Here is a 20,102-nt window from a genome sequence, read left to right as displayed (position 1 = left end):
CATGCGCACGAGCCTCATCAAAACTTCGCCTTCACCCCCGCATACCAGCGGCGCGGCGCACCCGGCCCATAAGCGCGTGGATCGGACGCGTCCGGCGCCTCTTCCATCACCACCTCCCCCACATCGCTGAACGTCCCGAAGGTCGCATATTTCCGGTCCAACGCATTGCGCAGTTCCCCGAACAGCGTCACTCCCGGCACAAGGTCGATCCCGGTGCGCAGATTGACCACGGCATAGCCCGTCAGCCGCGCCTGATCATTCCCCTCGTCGCCAACCAGATATTGCCCCGACCGCGCAATCACATCGCCGCCAATCGACCATCCCCGCCCCGCATAATCCAGCGACAGCGTGGCGCTGTGGCGCGGGATGCCGGGCAAGCGGTCGCCGGGCCGCACGAAGATCACGCCTTCCCCGTCCGCCGCCGGATTGGCGGGGCTGGAAAGCGCCAGATCATGCCGGTAGGTCGCATCGGTGAAGGCATAGCTGAAGCCGCCGGTGAAGCCGCCCCGCTTCGCCTTCAGATTGAACTCCACGCCCTGCCGCCGGGTCGCGCCGATGTTGCGGAACCAGGCCCGCCCACGAATGTCCGACGCCACATATTGAATGTCGTCGCGGTTGCGCGCGCGATAGGCCGACAGCAGCCATTCGAGCTGAAACCCACCCAGACGCCCCTGCCCGCTCGCGCCCGCCTCCCAGCTTTTGGCGACGACCTGTCTCAGCGGCGGATCAGCGATGAAGAAATTGGCGAGGCTGCACGGCGCATTCTCATCCGCGCAGGACAGTTCAGCGGGCGTCGGCGCGCGATTGCTCTCCGCATAACCCGCCCGAAGGCTCAGCCCCGCCGAAAGCTTATAGTCCAGTTCCACGCCGGGGTTCAGCCGCTCGAACCGATGGTCGCCGTTGAGCGCCGTGCCGATCCGGTCGCGCATGGCGATCGCGGCATGATTGTAGCGCAGCCCGATCTCCGCCGAGAGCCGCTCCGTCAAGGGCAGCCGGTTCTGCGCGAACACGCCCCAATAGCTGGCGCGGGCCACCAGCCCGACCGGCCCGATAGCGCCATCCTCCTGCACGATGGCCGGTCCCAGCGCCTCGACGCCGCGATCCTCGGTCAGCGCCCCCAATATGGTCGAGGCGCCGAAACGGCTGCGGCTCGTGTCATAGCTCATGCCGATGGCGAGATGATTGCTTCCTCCCAGCAAGGGCCGCTCATCGATGATCTGCGCCAGGGCACCCATCGCCCGGCTGTCGAGCCGCCCCCGATTGAGCACGCCATAGCCTTCGCCGCCCAGCACATCGGCAATCGCATGGCCGTTCGCGTCCGTCAGCAGCGCCTCTTCCCCGCCATCCACGGTTTCCAGACAGAGCAATCCATCCCCGCACCCCTCGATATCGGCGGCATCGCCGTTCACCGCGCGCAGCTTCAACCGCTGGGCATAAAGCGTGCCCTCGATCCGCGTCCGCTCGCTCAGCGCCACCCAGGGGTGCAGGCTGACCCGGCCATAGCGCGCCCTGGCATTGTCCGGCCAGGTGAAGACCGCGCGCCGGTCCACCGCCAGTAACTCCACCGGCGCGACGCCATTGCCGGTCAGGTCCGTATCCGCGCCGACCCATTTCAGATGCAACCCGCCCGTCGCTGTATCGAAGCCCAGATCGGCATAGCCATTATACAGCGTCGACGGCGAATGGTCGCGCCAGCCATCCTCATGGCGGTACTGGAACGCGCCGAATGCGCTGAAGTCACCCTTGCCGAAACCGCCGGCCACGCTCGCCTCCCGCGCGCCGAAGCGGCCGCCGGTCAGGCTTGCCTCCAGTCCCGGATCGCTGAGTCCTGTCCTGGTGTCGATCACCATCGCTCCGCCCAGCGCGTTGAGACCATAGACGGCGCTGCTGTCGAACAGGGTGAAGCTGCGGATGGCAGCTTCAGGCAGCAGGTCGAAGGCGACCGTATCGCCAAAGGGCTGGTTGAAGCGCGCGCCGTCAAGATAGACCGCCAGCCCCTGCGCCTGCCCCTGAAGCGGCGAGGCGGTGAAACCGCGATAGACGAGATTGGGTTGCCAGGGATTGCCCTGCGCATCCTGCAAGGTGACGCCAGCGATGGAGCGGGTGATCGCGCCCAGCAGATCGGGCGTTCCTGCGCGGTTGATGTCGGCGCCGGTCAGGCGAAGCGCATCATCGGCATCGACCGCGCCCCCCGGCGCGGTGACGATGATCGCCTGCCGCTCCGCATCGGCCTCGGCAGTCCCGGCCTCTGCCCGTCCAGCCAGAAGCGCCCATGCCGTGCCGGCCAGCCACAGGCCTTTCCTCATCCCCGATCCTTTTTATCTGCCCATGAAAAGGGCCGCACCCTTGGTAGGATGCGGCCCCGTCCCGTGACATTGGTCCTTGGGTCGGATCAGAAGAACAGGATCGCCCCCGCCGCGATCGCGTCGGAACTCGCCTGATTGCCGTTATGCGCTTCCGACTTGGTGTGGACATATTCGCTGAGCAGCGTGACCCAGCTCGTCAGGCCATAGCGGACCTGCCCGACCCAGCTCGAATTCTTGTCCACCAGCGTCGGATTGGCGAGCGCGTCGGCGGCATTGGCATAGTCGAGATTGCTCTCACCATAGCTGCCGCCCACAGAGAATTTCCCGAAGCTCGCCAGCCCTTGAAGATAGAAGCCATGGCTGTCGCGCTTATTGCCCAGGCCATCGGTGTCGAACAGGTTGAGCGCCGTCGTGCCAAGGCCCGATGCGTCATAATAGGTGCCAACCAGCGTCAGCGGCCCCACCGTCACCTTCGCGCCCGCATCCCAGCCCCAGCCGGTATAATCGGGGCCAGCGATCACATTATGCTTCTGCCGGATGCCCGCGGCCCAGAGGCGCGTCGCCACGCCGCCGAACTTGCCGTCATAGACCAGCTTGCCCTGGAAGCCCGGCTCCTTATTGGACTCATCCGGCCCCGTCAGCGAGGAGAGCGGCTCAAAAATGCCGATGCTGGCGGTGAAGCCGCTAAGATTGGGCGTGGTATAGGTGATCTGAGGCTGGAAGTCGGTATAGATATAACCGACGCCGATCCGTCCCAGCGTCGTGTTCGACGGCGCGACATTGCCCGCCGGCGTGCCCGACGACAGTAGGGTGATGTCGTTCAATATCTGCTCCGAAGCGAACAGGCCGATGTCGCGGCCGATCTTCACTTCGCCAAAGCCGGGGCGGCCAAAGGTCAGATAGGTCTGGCGGAAATCGATGCCCGCCGTCTGAAGCCCGCGCGGATTGCCGGGGCTGTTCGCGCCGCCGCCCGAATAGCTGACGGAGTTGATGCCCGGATACATGCCAAAATGCGCGCCCACGTCCCAGCCGCCCTGGTTGGTCGTGACCTCCACCTTCAGGAAGCCGGGGAGCAAGCCGTTGCGGATGGCCGAACTGTTGCTGCCCACGGTCGCCACGCCGCCCGCGACGCTGTTGGTGGCGCTGGGCGCCTCGCCATTGTCATGGACGTAGAAGCCGTTGACCGAGCCGGAGAATTTGAGCGTGATGTCGCCCATTTCAAAGCCCACGCCACTATCGGTCATGCGAACGGTCCGCCCGCCGCCTGACGCATCGGGCGTTACCGGAGGCGCCGCAGGGGCTGCCGCCGCCTCCGCGCTCTCATTCTTCAGCAGTTCCTGATATTCATCGTCGGAGAGAATACCCTTTTCATGCAGCCGCTTCAGCAGATCGGCCGTCGTTCCCGCCATGGCTGGCGTAGCAGTCGCGCAAAGCAGCCCCATGGCCGCGCTCGCGAGGAGCAGCGTCCTTTTCATAACATCCTCCCTCTTATGTGCCGGTCAAAGCCCCCGGCGAAGGGAAGAGTGGGGCGGACGGGACGCAACGGAAATTGGACTTAGGGCTTCCTCCCTTGGAACAATAGCCTCCCCTCCCGCTTGCGGGAGGGGTCGGGGGAGGGCGCGCCGCGTCAGCGGCGCTCTTCGGCGGTAAGGACAGAAGCTCGCTCGGCTCGCCCCTCCCCTAACCCCTCCCGCAAGGGGAGGGGGATAAGGCGTACTCAAGGAACTACCACGATCCCCCAGGGCGCGGCGCCGACCGGGATCGTTCCCGTCACCCTGGCATTGGCCAGATCGATCACGCTTACATTGTCCGAAAGGCCATTGGCGGCATAGGCATGTCCGCCATCGCCACTCACCGCGACGTGCCACACCCGCTTGCCCACCGGCACAAAGGCCCGCACCTTGCGCGATGCCACGTCGACCAGCGCGACATGATCCGCCCGTCCCAACGCGATCACCGCCGTCCTGCCGTCGGGTGTGAAGCGGATGCCGCAGGGCAGGATGCGATGCTCCGCCACGCCCGGAATGGCGAAGTGCAACGTCTCCGCCACCTTGCGCGAGGCGGTGTCGATGATCTGCACCGTGCCGCCCACCTCCGCCGCGACCCAAAGCTGTTTCCCGTCCGCTGTGAATTCTACATGGCGGGGGCGCAGGTCGACGGGCGTCGCATCGACCATTTCCCTTTTCGCCACGTCGATCCAGTTGACGACATTGTCTTCCTCGGACGTCACCGCCACCCATTGGCTGTCCGGACTTTGCGCCACGCCCTCCGGCTCGCCGCCGACATCGACCTGGAAGGCGACGCTCCTGCTCGCCAGATCGATCGCGGTCAGCGCGGCATTATCCTCATTGGCGACGAACAGGGTCTTGCCGTCACGCGAGAGGAAAAATTGCTCGGGATCTTCGCCGGAAGGCAGTTCCGCCACCACCTTGCCCGTCGCCCGCTCGATCACCTGCACCGCATGATCGGTAGACGCGCAGAGATAGATATATTTGCCGTCCTTCGACACGGTGATGCCGCGCGGCCGTCCGCCCACCGGCCAGGTCGCCACCAGCTTCGCGCTGGCCGCGTCGATCACCGAAACGCTGTTGCCGCGCTCGTTGGAGACATAAAGCGTCTCAGCCTGCGCGCTCATCGGGACCAGCATCAGCCCCGCCCATAGGATGCGCTTCATGTTCCTCTCCATCCTGCTCTCCTCCCAAGGGTCTATCGGGCGGGCTGCGGCAGCGGGATTGTACCAACGGCCAATAGGGGAGCAAAGCCCGTCGGCCTACACTCGCAGCCAATCAGGGGAATTACGGGTGAGGATTTCGAAGATGAATCTGGGACGCATTTCGCTGCTGGGCGCCATGGCTATCTTAGGCGCGACCACGGCAACCGGCCTGATGGCGCATGGCAATGTGACGCCGCAGGCCGTCGACACCTCCGCCCTGCCGGATATCGGCGAGGAATGGCTTCAAAAAAACCCCTATAGCGGCAATGCCAAGGCGATCGAGATCGGCCAGTCGGCCTATGGCCAGAATTGCGCCCGCTGCCATGGGCTGGATGCGGAAAGCGGCGGCATCGCGCCCGATCTGCGCTATCTTGAGCAAGGCGAGTCGGGCGATCAGTGGTTTGTCGAACGCTTCCGCCACGGCTCCAGCCATGATGGGAAGGTCTATATGCCGCCGTTCGGGGATGTTCTGGGCCAGAAGGCCGGCTGGGCGATCCGCGCCTGGCTCGAAACCAAGTTCCAGAGCTGACGACATGATCAGCCGGCGAAGCCTTTTGGGCGGAGCGGGCGCGGCGGCGGCGCTCGGGCTTTTGCCGGGGATGATCCATGCTGCGCCGCTGGGCAAGGTCAAGGAACTCGGCGTGCTGCGGGTGGTGGTCTATAAGGACAACCGCCCATGGTCGTGGGAGGAAGGCGGCAAGCTCGTCGGCCTTGACGTCGATCTGGCCCATGCCCTCGCCGCGAAGCTGGGCGTGCGTGCCGATATCGCTGAACTGGTGGCCGACGAAAGCGTGGACGACGATCTGCGCCATGGCGTGTGGAAAGGCGGATTGCTCGGCTTCGCGCCCGGCGATCTGATGCTGCACATTCCCTTCGACCGGACCTTCGCCGCGCGCAACGATCAGGTGGCGATCATCGCGCCTTATTATCGCGAAAGCTTTCGTTTTGCGGGTACGCAAAATGCCATCGACCTGGAAGCGCCGCCGACCGGATGGCGCGGCCATCGCCTCGCCGCGGAGCTGGATTCCATTCCCGATTTCTACCTGATCGGCTCCTTCGGCGGGATATTGGCGAAGGATGTGGCGCACTATCCCAGCGGCTCCGACGCGGTGGCGGCAGTGGCTGCGGGCAAGGCCGATGCGGTGCTCGCCAGCCGGGCGCAGATCGAGGAAGGACTGCACCGGGGGGCTGCGGGCTTGACGGTGCGCAAAGGCCCGCTGCCTGCCTTCACCTCACCCGGCTGGGACATCGGCATGGCGGTCAAGGAGAATAGCCGCACTTTGGGCGATGCGGTGGAGGAGATCGTCTCCGCCATGGCCCTGAGCGGCGAGATGAAGGCGCTGTTCGCGCCTTATGGGGTTGAGTGGATGCCCGCGCTGGCGGCTGGGTGATGCCTTAAATCCTCCCTATGCAAAGCGTAGGGAGGATTTAAGGCCCGACCCAAGGTCCAATTGCTGCGCACAATGGGTGCAATAATCTGAAGATGTCGGGGGCGTGTCCAACGCTCCTCAACAGAGGGAGGATGGAATGAGAGGACATATGATGCGTGGCCTGTCCGGCGCCGCAATATTGACGCTGGCGATCGCCGCCGCGCCGCTTCTGGCCGAGGGGCCGACCGATGCGGACCTGATGAACGACGCGGCAACGCCCGGCGATGTCCTGACCTATGGCATGGGTCCGCAGGCGCAGCGCTTCAGCCCCTTGAAGGCCATCAACGCCTCCAACGTATCCAAGCTCGTCCCCGCCTTCGCTTCCTCGCTGGGCGGCGAAAAGCAGCGCGGGCAGGAAGCGCAGCCCATCGTCTATGACGGCACCATCTACGTCACCGGCAGCTATTCGCGCGTCTTCGCCTTCGATGCGCGCACCGGCGAGGAAAAGTGGCAATATGACGCCCGCCTGCCCGAAGCGATCATGCCCTGCTGCGACGTGGTGAACCGCGGCGCGGCGATCTATGGCGACAAGATCATCTTCGCCACGCTCGACGCGCATATGGTGGCATTGAACCGCCACACCGGCAAGGTCATCTGGAACAAGCAGACCGCCGATTATCAGGCCGGCTATTCCGCCACCGCCGCGCCGATGGTGGTGAAGGGCAAGGTGATCTACGGCAACTCCGGCGGCGAGTTCGGCATCGTCGGCGCGGTGGAAGCCCGCGACGTCAACACCGGCGAACTGGTCTGGCGGCGCCCGACGATCGAGGGTCATATGGGCACGCTCGGCGGCAAGGATAACGGCATCACCGGCAAGACCAACGCAAGCTGGACCGGCGACCTGTGGAAGACCGGCGGCGGCGCGACCTGGCTGGGCGGCACATACGACCCGGAAACCAACCTGCTCTTCTTCGGCACCGGCAACCCGGCGCCCTGGAACAGCCATTTGCGCCCCGGCAACAATCTCTACACCAGTTCGACCCTTGCCATCGATCCCGACACCGGCGTCATCAAATGGCATTATCAGACCACGCCGCATGACGGCTGGGACTTCGATGGCGTGAACGAGTTCATTCCCTTCGACGCCACGATCAACGGCAAGCCGATGAAGCTGGGCGCAAAGGCCGACCGCAACGGCTATTTCTTCGTGCTCGACCGCACCAATGGCAAGTTCATCAGCGCCAACAGGTTCGTGATGCAGACGACATGGGCCAATGGCTACGACAAGAGCGGCAAGCCCAACACGATCGAGGCTGGCCGCCCCGGCGCGCCGACCACGGAAAAGGGCAAGCCGGTCTTCGCGTCCCCCAGCTTCCTGGGCGGCAAGAACTGGATGCCCATGGCATACAGCCAGGACACCGGCCTGTTCTACGTGCCCAGCAACGACTGGGGCATGGACATCTGGAACGAGCCCATCGCCTACAAAAAGGGCGCGGCCTATCTGGGCGCGGGCTTCACCATCAAGCCGATTGCGCAGGATCATATCGGCGCGCTGCGCGCCATGGATCCCAAGACCGGCAAGATCGTCTGGGAATATAAGAACAAGGCGCCGCTCTGGGGCGGGGTGCTGTCGACGGCGGGCAATCTCGTCTTCACCGGCACGCCGGAGGGCTATCTGAAGGCCTTCGACGCCAAGACCGGGCAGGAATTGTGGAAGTTCCAGACCGGCTCCGGCGTGGTCGGGTCGCCCGTGACCTGGGAACAGGATGGCGAGCAATATGTCGCCGTCATGTCCGGCTGGGGCGGCGCGGTGCCGCTCTGGGGCGGCGAGGTCGCGAAAAGCTTCAAGGACATCAACCAGGGCGGCGCGCTCTGGGTGTTCAAGCTGCCCAAGTAAAGGATAGTAAGATGATCGTCATGGGACGCGGCAACCACATGCACTCCATTCCGGCCATTCCGCCGGGCACGATGCAGCTTGCCACGTCCCATGACTTGTCCGATTATCCGGGGCGAGGGGTGGGCCTATATATGGGTGGCGAGGCAATCATGGAGCGGGTGCTGATCGTCGACGATCACCCCCTTGTACGCGACGGCCTTCGCAGCGTGATCGCGATCAGCTTCGACAATATCGAGATTTTCGAGGCGGCGACGCTCGACGAAGCCGTCGCCACGCTGGAAAAGCAGGATAATTTCGACCTGATCCTGCTCGACCTCAACATTCCCGATGTCCGCCGCCTTGATGGCCTGAAACTGCTGCGGGATCGGTTCCCGATCCTTCCCGTGGTGATGGTTTCAGGCGCCTTCGACCGCGCTATCGTACAGGAGGCGCTGGCCGCGGGCGCGGCGGGCTTCATTCCCAAGTCGTTGAAGCGCAGCGCCATCGTGGATGCGCTGCATCGCGTGGTGTCGGGCGAAATCTACCTGCCCGAAGCCATGGGCGAGAGTGTCGCGCCGACGGCGGAGGAGGATGAGATCAACCGCCGGATCGACAGCCTGACGCCGCAGCAGAAGACGGTGCTGGCGCATCTGGTGCGCGGGCGGCTCAACAAGCAGATCGCGCATGATCTGGGCGTGTCGATGACGACCATCAAGGCGCATGTGTCCGCCATCCTCCAGAAACTGGGCGTGCTCAGCCGGACACAGGCGGTGATCAAGGCCAATCAGGTGCATTTCCGGGCGGATTGACGGGTCCGGGGACAGGTTTCGGCTTGGGATGAAAAGTCCCGTAGCAGGACAGGAAAGTCCGGCCCTCCCGCTTTTACCGGGCCATACCGCATATGGGTGATGTGCGAAAAGCCAAGGCTCTTTAGTCCAACGGCGAGTCTGTTGGGGGAATTTCGCTGTTGGTTTCCGGTCGTTGGTGGCGGGGTCTGTTGCTGGGCGCGTCGATCTTGTCGGCTCCGGCAAGGGCCGAGACGTTCGAGCAGGTGCTTGAGCGTGTCGCCGCCGCGCATCCCAGGATCGTCGCCGCGCAGCAATTGACCCGAGCCGGCCGCGCCGATGTGCGCGCTGCAAAATCCAGCTACCGCCCGCAATTCGGGGTGGAAACCGATCTGGGATGGGATGACGGCAATAGCAGCCGGTCGTCCGGTTTCGCCCTGTTGCCGGAGGCGAAGGTCAGCCAGCTTGTCTATGACGGCGGACGCACTCCGGCGGAAATCCGGCGGCGGCGGTTACGGGTCGACCTGCTGGGAGTGCAGGAGCAGGCGGCGCTGGCCGATCTGTCGCAACAACTCGCCGCCGCCTGGATCGACCATGCGCGGGCAGCGGAACTGATCGACATCGGCACGCAGCAGGTGGCGGCGCTGGAGGCGCTGGACCGGCTGGTGGTGGAGATTGCGAGCTTCGACCGGGGCCGCGCTTCCGATGTGGTGATGGTGGAATCGCGGCTGGAGCAAGCACGCACCGCGCTCCAGACGCGGGAGATCACGCTGGCCGAGGCGCGGGGGCGCATTCGCGAAGTGTCCGCTTTGCCGGTCGAACCGCAGGGAAGCGTGCCGGACATCACCGGAGCCCTGCCTGAAACGGCGGAAAATGGCGAGGCGATGGCGGCAGGCAGTCCCGCCGTGCGCAGCGCCGATATCGAGGTCGCGGAAAATGCCGAGGCGGTAAAGGGCACGCGCAACTGGTGGTTGCCGCAATTGGCGCTGGAGGGCGCGCGCACATCCGAGCGGACGGTGGAAGGCGACACGCGGCTGTTCAACGGCTTTGCGGTACGGTTGCGCGCCTCCGCCCTGCCCTTCGACAGCGGCGGCGGGCGGGCGCGGCATGAAGCGGCCAGGGCGGAACTGGAGTCGGCGGAGTCCAGCGCGACGCTGGCCCGGACTTCTCTGGGCGCGCAGGTGCGGCGGCTCTGGACATTCCAGGCGCAGCGGCGGGCGCGGCTGCCTTCGCTCGCGGGGCTGATCGCGCGGGCGGATGATGCGCGCAATATCGTGTTCGAACAGTTCCGGCTGGGGCGGCGGACCATTCTCGACCTGCTGGGTTATGAGCTGGAGCGGTTCAATGTGCGCGCCCAATTGGTGAACGAACGCTTCGATATTGCGCAGACGCAATATCAACTGATGGGCGTGCTGGGGCGCATCTATCCGGCGGTCGTCGGGGGGCCAATGATCGGGCCGGGGGCAAGGCCATGACGGAGTTGGTGGCCGTGACGTCGCTGTCCGATGCGCTGGCCCGCTGCCTGGACTTGCGCGGGCATGGGGTGAGCGCGGCGGTGCTGCGCGCCGCGATCGGAACGAGCGGCGATCCCGAGGACATGCTGCGCGGCCTTGCCGAACTGGGCATCCGCGCCAGCGCCATCGGGGCGCGGGCGGTGACCGATGACGTGTTGCCGGTGGTTGCGCTGCTGGCCGATGGGCTGGTGCTGGTGGCCGTGCGGCGGGACGGCGACGTGCTGGTCGACGCGGCGGGGGTCGGCATCGGCGTGGATGAGGTGAAGCGGTGCATCGCCTTTGCGCCGCCGACCGCTGTGGACGGGCGCGCCGACGATCTGGTGGCGGCGCAGGGCAGCGGCTGGTTCTGGCCGGTGCTGTGGCGCCATCGCCGCTATTTTTACGAGGCGGCGGCGTTGTCGGCGGTGATCAACCTGCTCTCGCTCGCCGGGATCATCTTCATGATGACGGTCTATGACCGCATCCTGCCAAACCTCGCCTTCGTGACGCTATGGTCGTTGCTGGCGGGGGTCGCGATCGCCTGTCTGTTCGAGTTCGTGTCACGGACTATTCGCAGCCACGCGCTGGACGCGGCGGGCAAGAAGATCGACCTGATATTGGGCGATGCCGTGTTTTCGCGGGTGCTGGCGACGCGGCTGGAGGCGCGGGCGCAGTCCTCCGGCGCCTTCGCCAATGTGCTGAAGGAGTTCGAATCCGTTCGCGGCTTCGTGACCAGCGCGACGTTGACGACCATTGCCGATTTGCCTTTCGCGCTGCTGTTCCTGACCGTTTGCGCGATGATCGGCGGGGCTTTGGTCGCGGTGCCGTTGCTGGCTTTCCTCATCGTGCTCGCCCTGTCGCTGCTGGTGCAGATTCCGATGGCGAAGCTGGCGCGCGAGAATCTGCGCGAGGCGGCGGTGCGGCACGGCACGGTGATCGAGAGTCTGGAGGGGCTGGAGACGCTGAAAGCCTTGCGCGCCGAAGGGCGGATGCGGCGGCGGCATGAGATTTCCAGCGGCTTCATCGCGGACCGGGCGCTGGCCAGCCAGCGCTGGTCCAATCTGGCGCTCAACATCACCATTGCCGTGCAGCAGATCGGCTCGGCGGTCCTGCTCGCCTGGGGCGTCTATCTGGCGAGCATCGGCCAGACCACGGCGGGCGCGCTGGTGGCCTGCGTGCAGCTTTCCAGCCGGTCGCTGGCGCCGCTGGTGACGCTTTCCTCGCTGGCGGTACGGTTTCAACAGGTGCGGTCGGCTTTGGCGAGCCTAAACCAGATCATGGCCCTGCCGCTGGACCGCGATCCCAGCCGCCATTTGCTCTCCAGCGATGCCTGGCGCGGCGATGTGGAACTGCGCCATGTCAGCTTTTCCTATGAGCAGGGCGCGCAACCGGCGTTGAACGACGTGTCGCTGAGCATCAAGCGCGGCGAGAAAGTCGCGATCCTCGGGCGGATCGGCAGCGGCAAGTCGACCCTGCTGCGGATGCTGGCGGCGCTCTACCGGCCGCAGGAGGGTCAGGTCTTTCTCGACGGCGTCGACATGACCGCCATCGAGCCTGCCGATATCCGCTCGACCTTGTTGCTGGTCGGGCAGGACGCGCGGCTGTTTCATGGGACGTTGCGCGACAATCTGCTGGTGGGGGCGCCGCAAGCGAGCGACCAGCGGCTGTTGCAGGTGGCGGAGGCTACCGGGGTGACGGCGCTGGCGGGCGCGCATCCACTGGGGTTCGACCGGGGGGTCGGTGAGCGCGGCGATACGCTGTCGGGCGGGCAACGCCAGACGGTGGCGGTCGCGCGCTCGCTCATGGCGGAGGCGGCCGTCACTTTGTTCGACGAACCGACCTCCGCCATGGATCAGCAATCGGAGGCGGAGGTGCTGCGCAGCATCGCCGCCTTGGGCGAGCGCGGCGCGGGCTATGTGATCGTGACGCACAAAAATTCTATCCTGCCGCTGGTCGACCGCGTGATCATCATGGACGCCGGTCGGGTCATTGCCGACGGACCCCGCGACGCGGTGCTGCAAGCGCTGTCCGAGGGCAAGGTGAGGTCGGCGGCATGACGATGCTCTCTGCCCTGCGTTCGCCGCTGGCCGTGGCCGAGGTGCGGGACCGGCATCCGGGCTGGCTGGTCTTTTCCCTGTTGCTGCTGGCTTTGCTGGCGACGCTGCTGGTCTGGGCGCGCTTTGCGGTGCTGGAGGAAGTGACCACCGGCGCGGCGCAGATCGTGCCGTCGGGCAAGGTGCAGACGATCCAGAGCCTGGAGGGCGGCATCGTCTCCGCGCTCAAGGTGCATGAAGGCGACCTTGTGGAAGCGGGCCAGCCGCTGATCGTGATCGATCCGACGCGGGCGGAATCCTCCTTCAACGAGATGGAACGACGGCGGCGGTCCCTGCTGGCGAGCGCGGCGCGGCTGCGGGCGGAGGCGAGCGGGTTGTCGCTCTCCTTCCCGAAGGAGATATCCGGGGATGCCGACCTGATCCGCTATGAGACGGAGACGTACCGGGTCCGCCGGGCGGCGGTGGATCAGTCGACGGCGGCGCTGTCCGGATCGATCGCGCTGATGCGGCGGGAATTGGGGATTACCGCGCCCATGGCCGCGCGGGGGCTGGTGCCGGAGGTCGACGTGCTGCGCCTGCGCCGCCAGATCAACGATGCGCAGATGCAGATCAGCGATCGCACCAACCGTTACCGCGCCGATGCGGGAACGGAGCTGTCCAAGGTGGAGAGCGAGCTGTCGCAGGTGTCGGAGGTCGTGACCGGGCGGCGCGACGCGCTGAACCGCACGGTACTGCGCGCGCCGGTGCGGGGCACGGTCAAGAATGTGCAGGTGACGACGATCGGCGGCGTGGTGCAACCGGGCGCGGCGATGCTGGAAATCGTGCCGTTCCGCGACGTGCTGCTGGTGGAGGCGAAGATCAGACCGTCCGACGTCGCCTTCATCCGGCCGGGGCAGGATGCGACGGTGAAGCTCGCCGCCTATAATTACCTGGTCTACGGATCGCTGAAGGGCAGGGTCGAGACGATCAGCCCCGACACGCTGCGCGAGGATCGCAAGCCCAATGAGGAAGCCTTTTACCGCGTGCTGATCAGCACCGGGCAATCCTCGCTGGTCCATGACGGCAGGCCGCTGCCGATCATTCCGGGCATGACCGGCACGGTCGAGATCCTGACCGGGCGGCGGACGGTGTGGGACTATTTCCTGCGGCCGGTGCTGAAGATCGAGGAAGCGTTCCGGGAACGCTGAGAACCATTCACGGACAATATGTAACAGGGGAGTTCCGCAATGAAGATCGTAGCGAAGATTTCGACCAAGGGCGGAAAGCTGGTCCGCACGATCGCCCTGGGCAAGGGCGCGAATGTGCTGGCCGCGGACAAGGACGCCCTTGTTGCCATCATCGATGAAGCCACTGGCAAGGCGGTCGACGGCGCCCATTATGTGCGGCACGGCGGCGAAGTGACGGTGCAGGTGCCCGATGCCGCCTTTGCCGAGGCCGGGAACGGGATCAGCGAGGCGGCGGGCGCGGCGCAGGATGCTGCGGCGGCTCCGGCGGAGGCAGCGCCTTCCGCTCCTGCAGCCAGTGAAGGCGCAGGCGGCGGCAACGGGCTGATCTTCGGCGTGCTGGGCGGTCTGGCGGCGGTCGGCGGCATTGCCGCTGCGGCGGGCGGCGGCGGCAAGGCCAAGGACACGACCGCGCCTGTCGCGCCAACCGGCCTGGCGCTGGCGGCGGCGGACGATAGCGGCAGCTCCAGCAGCGACCGGATCACCAAACAGACCAGCGCGCTCACCATCACCGGCACGGCGGAGGCCGGGGCCACGGTGACGCTGCGGGACGGCAGCACGGTGCTCGGCACAGCGACTGCGGGCAGCGGCGGCGCGTTCAGCATCGATGTGTCGCTGGGCGAAGGGGCGCACAGCGTCACCGCGACGGCGACCGATGCGGCGGGGAATGTGGGGACAGCGTCCTCCGCTCTGGTGATCACGGTCGATACGACCGCACCGGCGGTGGCGATCAGTGCCGTACCTGCCGCCTTGGTGGCGGGGCAGACGGCGACGCTGACCTTCAGCTTCAGCGAAACGCCCGCCGGGTTCGACGCGAGCGACATCAGCGTTTCGGGCGGAACACTGAGCAATCTCGCCGTTTCCCCCAGCAACGCCAATGCCTATACGGCGACGCTGACGCCCACGGGCGCGGTCACCATCTCGGTCGTGGGCGGTGCCTTTACCGATGTGGCGGGCAATGCGTCGGGCGCGGCTTCGCTGAACGTCGCTTTCGATCCGGGCGCGAGCGGCTCGGCCATCGACGGCTATATCGCAAACGCGCTGGTGTTCCGCGATGCCGATGGCGACGGCGTCTGGGACCATGAGAGCTTCACCGACGGCAACAATAATGGGGTACGCGACGCGGGCGAGGCCTTTGTCGACGCCAATGGCGACGGCCTGTTCACCGCCGAATATTACACCACGACCGACGCACAGGGCAATTTCAGCGGCCTGTTCGGCACCGGCCAGATCGTGCTGACGCCGCTGATCGCGGGTGACGGCACCAATTTGTCGCGCGATATTTCGACCGGCATCGCCTTTACCGGCCAATTGAGCGCGCCGGACGGGTCGAGCGTCGTCACGCCGCTGACCACCATCGTTGCCGCGCTGGCGGGAGCGGGTGCGAATGCCACGCAGATCGCCAATGCCGAAGCGCAGGTAAAGGCGGCGCTGGGCCTGGACGCCGCGCTGAACCTTGGCAGCTATGATCCGATCGCCGTGGTGGCAGGATCGACCGATGCCGCCGCGCTCGCCAATGCGGTGGCGGTGCAGAAGGCCGCGATCCAGGTCGCCAACATCCTGTCGGTCATGGCCAGCGCCAGCGAGGCGGCGGGCAGCGGCGCGCAGGCGGGACTGGACGCCGCCGTCACCGCCATTGCAGGCCAGGTCGCAGGCGGCAGCGTCGACCTGACGAGCAGCGCGGCCATCGGCCAGATCGTGCAGGCCGTCGCGGCGGCAAGCGGGACCGGCATCACAGCGCAGGCCGCCGCGATCAGCAGTTCGCTCGCGAGCGTCAATCTCAGCATCGCGCAGGCCAGCGGCAGCAGCGCGGTCGACACGCTGACGGCGGTCGCCACTTCGCAAATCGTGGCGCAGGAAACTTTGGCGGGCGAAGTGAGCACGGCGGTCGGCGGCGGCGCTGCTCTCAACAGCACCGCCTATCAGGGCGCAGCGCTGGCGGAGAAGATCGACGACGCCTCGACCCAGGTGCAGGTGATCGTGCCCACCACGCCGACGGCAGGCGCCCTGGGCGCGCCCGACCGGCCGATGGTGGACGACGGCGCGCGCATTTCGGCGGCGGAAGCGGCGGACGGCGTAGTCGTGTCGGTAGGCCTCGGCTCCGGCAGCGGCGTGGCGGCGGGCGATACGCTGCGCCTGATGATCGGCGGCACGGAGGTCAAGGCGGTTACTCTCAGCGCCGGAGACATTGCCAGCGGCACCGTCAGCATTGCGCTGGCGGCGAGCGATCTGGGCGCGGACGGCGCCAAGTCGATCACGGCGGGCTTCGTATCGGCGGCTGGCCTCGCGGGCGCTGTGTCTCTGCCTGCCGCGGTGACGCTCGACACCACGCCCCCCGCAGCGCCAACTACGCTGGCGGCAACGGAAGGACCGCTGCTGACCGGCGGCGAAGCGGCAAACGGCACCAGCATCACCGGCACGGTCGAGGCGGGGAGCAATGTGACGCTGACCCTCACCAACGGCGCGCAGACGCTGGTCAAGCAGGCGGTGGTGACGGGCACGGCCTTTTCCGTGGCGCTGTCCGCTGCGGAGATCGCGCAACTGGGCGAAGGCACGGTGCGCTATTCGGCGGTGGCGACCGATGCGGCGGGCAACAGCAGCGCGCCCTCCCCGACCGGCCATTATTTCTACACGACGGAAACCATCGTCGACCCGAGCACGCGGATCGACGGCGTCGGCGCCCGCATCGAAGCCGATGACGAGGAAAATGCGCTGCGCCTGACCGCGCTGCCGGGCGGCGGCTTTGCGGTCAACTGGACGGTCGATACCAATGGCGACGGCGATGTCGATGGCCTCGCCATCCAGCGCTTCGCCGCCGACGGCAGCAAGGATGGCGGCATCATCCTGTTGCGGGGGATTTCCCAGCAACTGATCGACGGCGAAAGTGACGAACAGGCCTTCGACGTGCAGGCGCTGGCCAATGGCGGCTATGCGCTGACCTATTCGCTGGCACTGGAGGATGTGGGCCGGCCGGCGGCTTTCAACCCGCAATCGACCGGGACCATCCTTGTCGGCGTGCCGACCGATATCTTCATCCAGGCGGCCCCCGCCAACGCGGTTTTCGCGCTGGCCGGGCTGGGCACGGACGGACAGGCCAGGACGGTCACGCTGACCCCGGTCAATGGACGCGTAGAGGTCACGCAGGCGATGCTCGACCAGTTCGCGATCGACAACCGCCTGACCCTGACGGTCGGCGGCCTCACCACCGGGCAGACCGCCAATGTCTTCATCAATGCGCTGGAGGATTGGCATTATGATCCGGCGGCGGCGCTGGAGCAGATCAGCGTCAGCCGCGCGGTGACCAACAGCGTCGGCGTGCTCGCCACGCCCACGGGCCATCCCGAAGGCTTCCATATCGACGCCGTCGTCGGCACGCCAACCTTCGTCAACATGCAGATCACGCCCAATGGCGGATCGCTGATCGACCTGAGCGGCATGACCGGCGCCACCCAATTGCCCAATGGCGCGATCCAGATCAACAACCTCACCGCCGATGCGAACGGCATCTATCATGTGCCGCAGGCGCTGCTCGATCAGCTCGCCGGCCATGATTATCAGGCGATATTGATCGTCGGTGGGCTGACCAACGGGTCCACCATCACCGGCACGATCGACGTGCGCGAGCCGGTTGCCGTGCCCGAAGGCGTGTTCGTCCAGACCTTCGACGCGCAGGGCCAGTCGGTCAACGAAAGCGCGCGGCTGGATGGCGCGGAATCGCGCTTCTACAGCGATGATGAGGATAATGGCGTGCGCGTCACGCCGCTGTCGGGCGGCGGCTTCGTCGTCAACTGGGTGGTCGACGCCGATCATGACGATCAGGGCGACGGCTTTGCGGTGCAGCGCTTCGCCGCCGACGGCAGCAAGGTCGGCGGCGTCGTGCTGTTGCAAGGCATCGCGCAGCAATTGATCGACTATGCCGCGGATGAGGATGTCGCCTTCGACCTGCAGGCGCTGGACGATGGCGGCTATGTGCTGGCCTATTCGCTGGCCCGGCCGGAGGTGGGGCAGTCCGTGACCTTCAGCCCGTCGCTGACCGGCGTGCCGATCATCGGTGAGCCCACGAACATCTATCTGAGCAACGCGCCCGCCAACGCCAGCTTCGCCCTGACCGGCCTTGGCATGGACGGGCTGGCCAAGTCGGTGGCGGTGACTGTCGTCGACGGAGAGATCGCGATCACGCAGGCGATCCTCGATCAATTTTCCATCGACCATCGCCTGTCGCTGACGGTCTCTGGCCTGACGAGCGGGCAAACCGTCAGCGCCAGCATCTATGCCGAGGAAGTGCAGCAATATGATCCGGCGGCGGTGCTGCAACAGGTCAGCGTCAGCCGGCAGGTCGCAGGAAACGGCGTGGGCACGATCGTGCTGCCGGCCAGCAATGCCGAAGCCTTCCATATCGACAGCAGTTCCGGCCCGGCGAGCGGCGTCACCTTGCTGCTGACGCCCAGCGGCGGCGCCTTCATCGACCTGACGGGCATCGCCAACGCGACCCGGCTGGCCAGCGGCATCATCGTCATCACCAATATGGCGGCGGATGCAGGCGGCAATTATGCCGTGCCGCAGGCGTTGCTCGATCAGTTGGCGGGGCATGATTATCAGGCGTCGCTGAATGTCGCGGGCCTGACCGCCGGTTCCACCATCACCGGCACGGTCAGCGCGCGCACGCCGCATCTGCTGCCCGAGGGGCTGTTCGTCCAGACCTTCGACGCCAATGGCGTGGCCGGGGTCGATACCGGCCAGCGGCTGGACGGTCCGGACAGCCGGATTTCGGGCGATGACGAGGATAATCCGCTGCGCGTCACGCCCCTGACCGGCGGGGGCTTTGCCGTCAGTTGGGTGGTCGATGTCGATGGCGACGATCAGGCCGATGGCTTGGCGGTGCAGCGCTTCGCCGCCGACGGCAGCAAATCGGGCGGCGTCGTGCATCTGCAGGGCATCGCGTCGCAGCTTAGCGACGCCGACGGCGATGCCGTTTCCTTCGACCTTCAGGCGCTCGACAATGGCGGCTATGCGCTCAGCTATGTGCTGGAACCCGAGGAGGTCGGACGCCAGATCATCTTCACGCCCCAGCTCGCCAGCACCGCGATCGTCGGGCAGCCGGTCGATCTCTATGTCGGGTCGGCCCCCGCCAATGCCAGCTTCGCGCTGGTGGGCCAGGGCAATGACGGATTGTCGAAGACGATCGCCCTGACCGTTGTGGACGGCACCGTCCAGATCGATCAGGCGATCCTCGACCAGTTCGCGCTGGACAACCGCCTGACGCTGACGGTCAGCGGCCTCACCACCGGGCAGAATGCGACCGTCTATGCCTATGCGCTGGAGGATCAGCGCTATGACCCCACGGCAGGGCTGCATGATGTGGCGAGCAGCCTTCAGGTCGGGCCGGGCGGCTTCGGGGTCATCGCGACCGGCGCCGGTCATGCCGAGACGTTCCACATCGACTCCATCGCCGGTACGCCGACCACGCTGTTGCTGCAGGTGACGCCCAACGGCGCGACATCGATCGACCTGAGCGGCATCGCCAATGCGACCACCCTGCCCACGGGCGCGATCAACATCAGCGGGCTGACGGCGGACGCCAGCGGCCTCTATCATGTGCCGCAGGCGCTGCTCGACCAGTTGGCGGGGCATGACTATCAGGCGATCCTGATCGTCGGCGGCCTCACCGCCGGGTCCACCATCACCGGCACGATCAGCGTGCGGGAGCCGGTGGACGTGCCCAAAGGCGTGTTCGTCCAGACCTTCGACGCCAATGGCGTGGCGATCAGCGCCGACCTGCACCTGACCGGCACGGCGGGGAACGACCTGTTGCTGGGCGATGTCGGCAATGACGTGCTGAACGGGCTGGACGGCAATGACCTGCTGGACGGCGGCGCGGGCACCGACACGCTGACCGGCGGGGCCGGAGCCGACCTGTTCATCCTGGAAGCGCCCCATGGCCAGACGCTGTCGGCGGCCGACCTGATCACCGATTTCCAGGCCGGGGTCGATCATCTGCGGCTGCCCGACAGCGTGACCTTCGCCAGCCTCCAGATCGTGCAGGGTGACCCCACGGCCAATGGCGGCGGCAGCAGCGAAAGCCTGATCATCGACGGCGGCAGCGGCGACATATTGGCGCGGCTGGCCAATGTGGATGCGGCCGCGATCACCCAGGCATCCTTCGCCTGACCGGGACCGGCCCGCAGCGTCCCGGCGCTGCGGGCTGGCGCATATTGGGTCCGGCTGTAACCGTCATGGGCAAATGGTCGGGGCAGCCGGACCCGGAAATCGCGCCATGGGGGG

At 66.3% G+C, this 20,102-nt stretch carries 11 protein-coding genes; 8 read left to right on the top strand and 3 right to left on the bottom strand.

All coding sequences use genetic code 11. From position 1 onward, the window contains the following. Positions 1-17: 17 nt before the first annotated feature. From HHL26_RS00300 to HHL26_RS00290, 3 genes are all read right to left on the bottom strand, one after another. The gene (locus tag HHL26_RS00300; RefSeq protein ID WP_169575637.1) at positions 18-2,306 is read right to left on the bottom strand and encodes a TonB-dependent receptor; all 2,289 of its coding nucleotides are present in this window, start codon (positions 2,304-2,306) and stop codon (positions 18-20) included. 86 nt (positions 2,307-2,392) lie between these two features. Continuing rightward, positions 2,393-3,781 carry a porin gene (locus HHL26_RS00295; protein WP_169575636.1) on the bottom strand — a complete coding sequence of 463 codons (1,389 nt, stop codon included), beginning with the start codon at positions 3,779-3,781 and terminating at the stop codon, positions 2,393-2,395. Between the two features lie 242 nt (positions 3,782-4,023). Further along, positions 4,024-4,980 carry a PQQ-dependent catabolism-associated beta-propeller protein gene (locus tag HHL26_RS00290; RefSeq protein ID WP_169575635.1) on the bottom strand — a complete coding sequence of 319 codons (957 nt, stop codon included), beginning with the start codon at positions 4,978-4,980 and terminating at the stop codon, positions 4,024-4,026. Between the two features lie 142 nt (positions 4,981-5,122). Between HHL26_RS00290 and pedF the strand changes: the two genes are divergently transcribed. From pedF to HHL26_RS24445, 8 genes are all read left to right on the top strand, one after another. Beyond that, positions 5,123-5,548, top strand: a complete 426-nt coding sequence (pedF, locus tag HHL26_RS00285; protein WP_169575634.1) for a cytochrome c-550 PedF — start codon at positions 5,123-5,125, stop codon at positions 5,546-5,548. 4 nt (positions 5,549-5,552) lie between these two features. Then, positions 5,553-6,410 carry a transporter substrate-binding domain-containing protein gene (locus tag HHL26_RS00280; RefSeq protein ID WP_169575633.1) on the top strand — a complete coding sequence of 286 codons (858 nt, stop codon included), beginning with the start codon at positions 5,553-5,555 and terminating at the stop codon, positions 6,408-6,410. A 136-nt stretch (positions 6,411-6,546) separates the two neighbouring features. Further along, positions 6,547-8,286: a methanol/ethanol family PQQ-dependent dehydrogenase gene (locus tag HHL26_RS00275; protein WP_087575640.1), complete on the top strand. Its 1,740-nt coding sequence runs from the start codon at positions 6,547-6,549 to the stop codon at positions 8,284-8,286. Positions 8,287-8,297: 11 nt separating this feature from the next. Next, positions 8,298-9,074: a response regulator transcription factor gene (locus HHL26_RS00270; protein WP_087575641.1), complete on the top strand. Its 777-nt coding sequence runs from the start codon at positions 8,298-8,300 to the stop codon at positions 9,072-9,074. Positions 9,075-9,232: 158 nt separating this feature from the next. Continuing rightward, the gene (locus HHL26_RS00265) at positions 9,233-10,525 is read left to right on the top strand and encodes a TolC family protein (RefSeq protein WP_169575632.1); all 1,293 of its coding nucleotides are present in this window, start codon (positions 9,233-9,235) and stop codon (positions 10,523-10,525) included. Further along, positions 10,522-12,600 carry a type I secretion system permease/ATPase gene (locus HHL26_RS00260; protein WP_169575631.1) on the top strand — a complete coding sequence of 693 codons (2,079 nt, stop codon included), beginning with the start codon at positions 10,522-10,524 and terminating at the stop codon, positions 12,598-12,600. The genes HHL26_RS00265 and HHL26_RS00260 overlap by 4 nt, the downstream gene beginning before the upstream one ends. Continuing rightward, on the top strand, positions 12,597-13,784 hold the full coding sequence (locus HHL26_RS00255) for an HlyD family type I secretion periplasmic adaptor subunit (protein ID WP_169575630.1): 1,188 nt from the start codon (positions 12,597-12,599) through the stop codon (positions 13,782-13,784). The genes HHL26_RS00260 and HHL26_RS00255 overlap by 4 nt, the downstream gene beginning before the upstream one ends. Before the next feature lie 39 nt (positions 13,785-13,823). Next, positions 13,824-19,988, top strand: coding sequence for an Ig-like domain-containing protein (locus HHL26_RS24445; protein ID WP_169575629.1), 6,165 nt, complete (start codon positions 13,824-13,826; stop codon positions 19,986-19,988). The last annotated feature ends 114 nt before the right edge of the window (positions 19,989-20,102 follow it).

Source organism: Sphingobium sp. TB-6 (assembly GCF_012927365.1).
Classification (GTDB): Bacteria; Pseudomonadota; Alphaproteobacteria; order Sphingomonadales; family Sphingomonadaceae; genus Sphingobium.
This window is presented reverse-complemented; position numbering and strand designations above follow the sequence as displayed.

What these genes read in the sequence shown, in the direction of transcription:
- HHL26_RS00300 (WP_169575637.1), bottom strand. Translation starts at nt 2,306, where the DNA reads ATGAGGAAAGGCCTGTGGCTGGCCGGCACGGCATGGGCGCTTCTGGCT.
- HHL26_RS00295 (WP_169575636.1), bottom strand. Translation starts at nt 3,781, where the DNA reads ATGAAAAGGACGCTGCTCCTCGCGAGCGCGGCCATGGGGCTGCTTTGC.
- HHL26_RS00290 (WP_169575635.1), bottom strand. Translation starts at nt 4,980, where the DNA reads ATGAAGCGCATCCTATGGGCGGGGCTGATGCTGGTCCCGATGAGCGCG.
- pedF (WP_169575634.1), top strand. Translation starts at nt 5,123, where the DNA reads ATGAATCTGGGACGCATTTCGCTGCTGGGCGCCATGGCTATCTTAGGC.
- HHL26_RS00280 (WP_169575633.1), top strand. Translation starts at nt 5,553, where the DNA reads ATGATCAGCCGGCGAAGCCTTTTGGGCGGAGCGGGCGCGGCGGCGGCG.
- HHL26_RS00275 (WP_087575640.1), top strand. Translation starts at nt 6,547, where the DNA reads ATGAGAGGACATATGATGCGTGGCCTGTCCGGCGCCGCAATATTGACG.
- HHL26_RS00270 (WP_087575641.1), top strand. Translation starts at nt 8,298, where the DNA reads ATGATCGTCATGGGACGCGGCAACCACATGCACTCCATTCCGGCCATT.
- HHL26_RS00260 (WP_169575631.1), top strand. Translation starts at nt 10,522, where the DNA reads ATGACGGAGTTGGTGGCCGTGACGTCGCTGTCCGATGCGCTGGCCCGC.
- HHL26_RS00255 (WP_169575630.1), top strand. Translation starts at nt 12,597, where the DNA reads ATGACGATGCTCTCTGCCCTGCGTTCGCCGCTGGCCGTGGCCGAGGTG.
- HHL26_RS24445 (WP_169575629.1), top strand. Translation starts at nt 13,824, where the DNA reads ATGAAGATCGTAGCGAAGATTTCGACCAAGGGCGGAAAGCTGGTCCGC.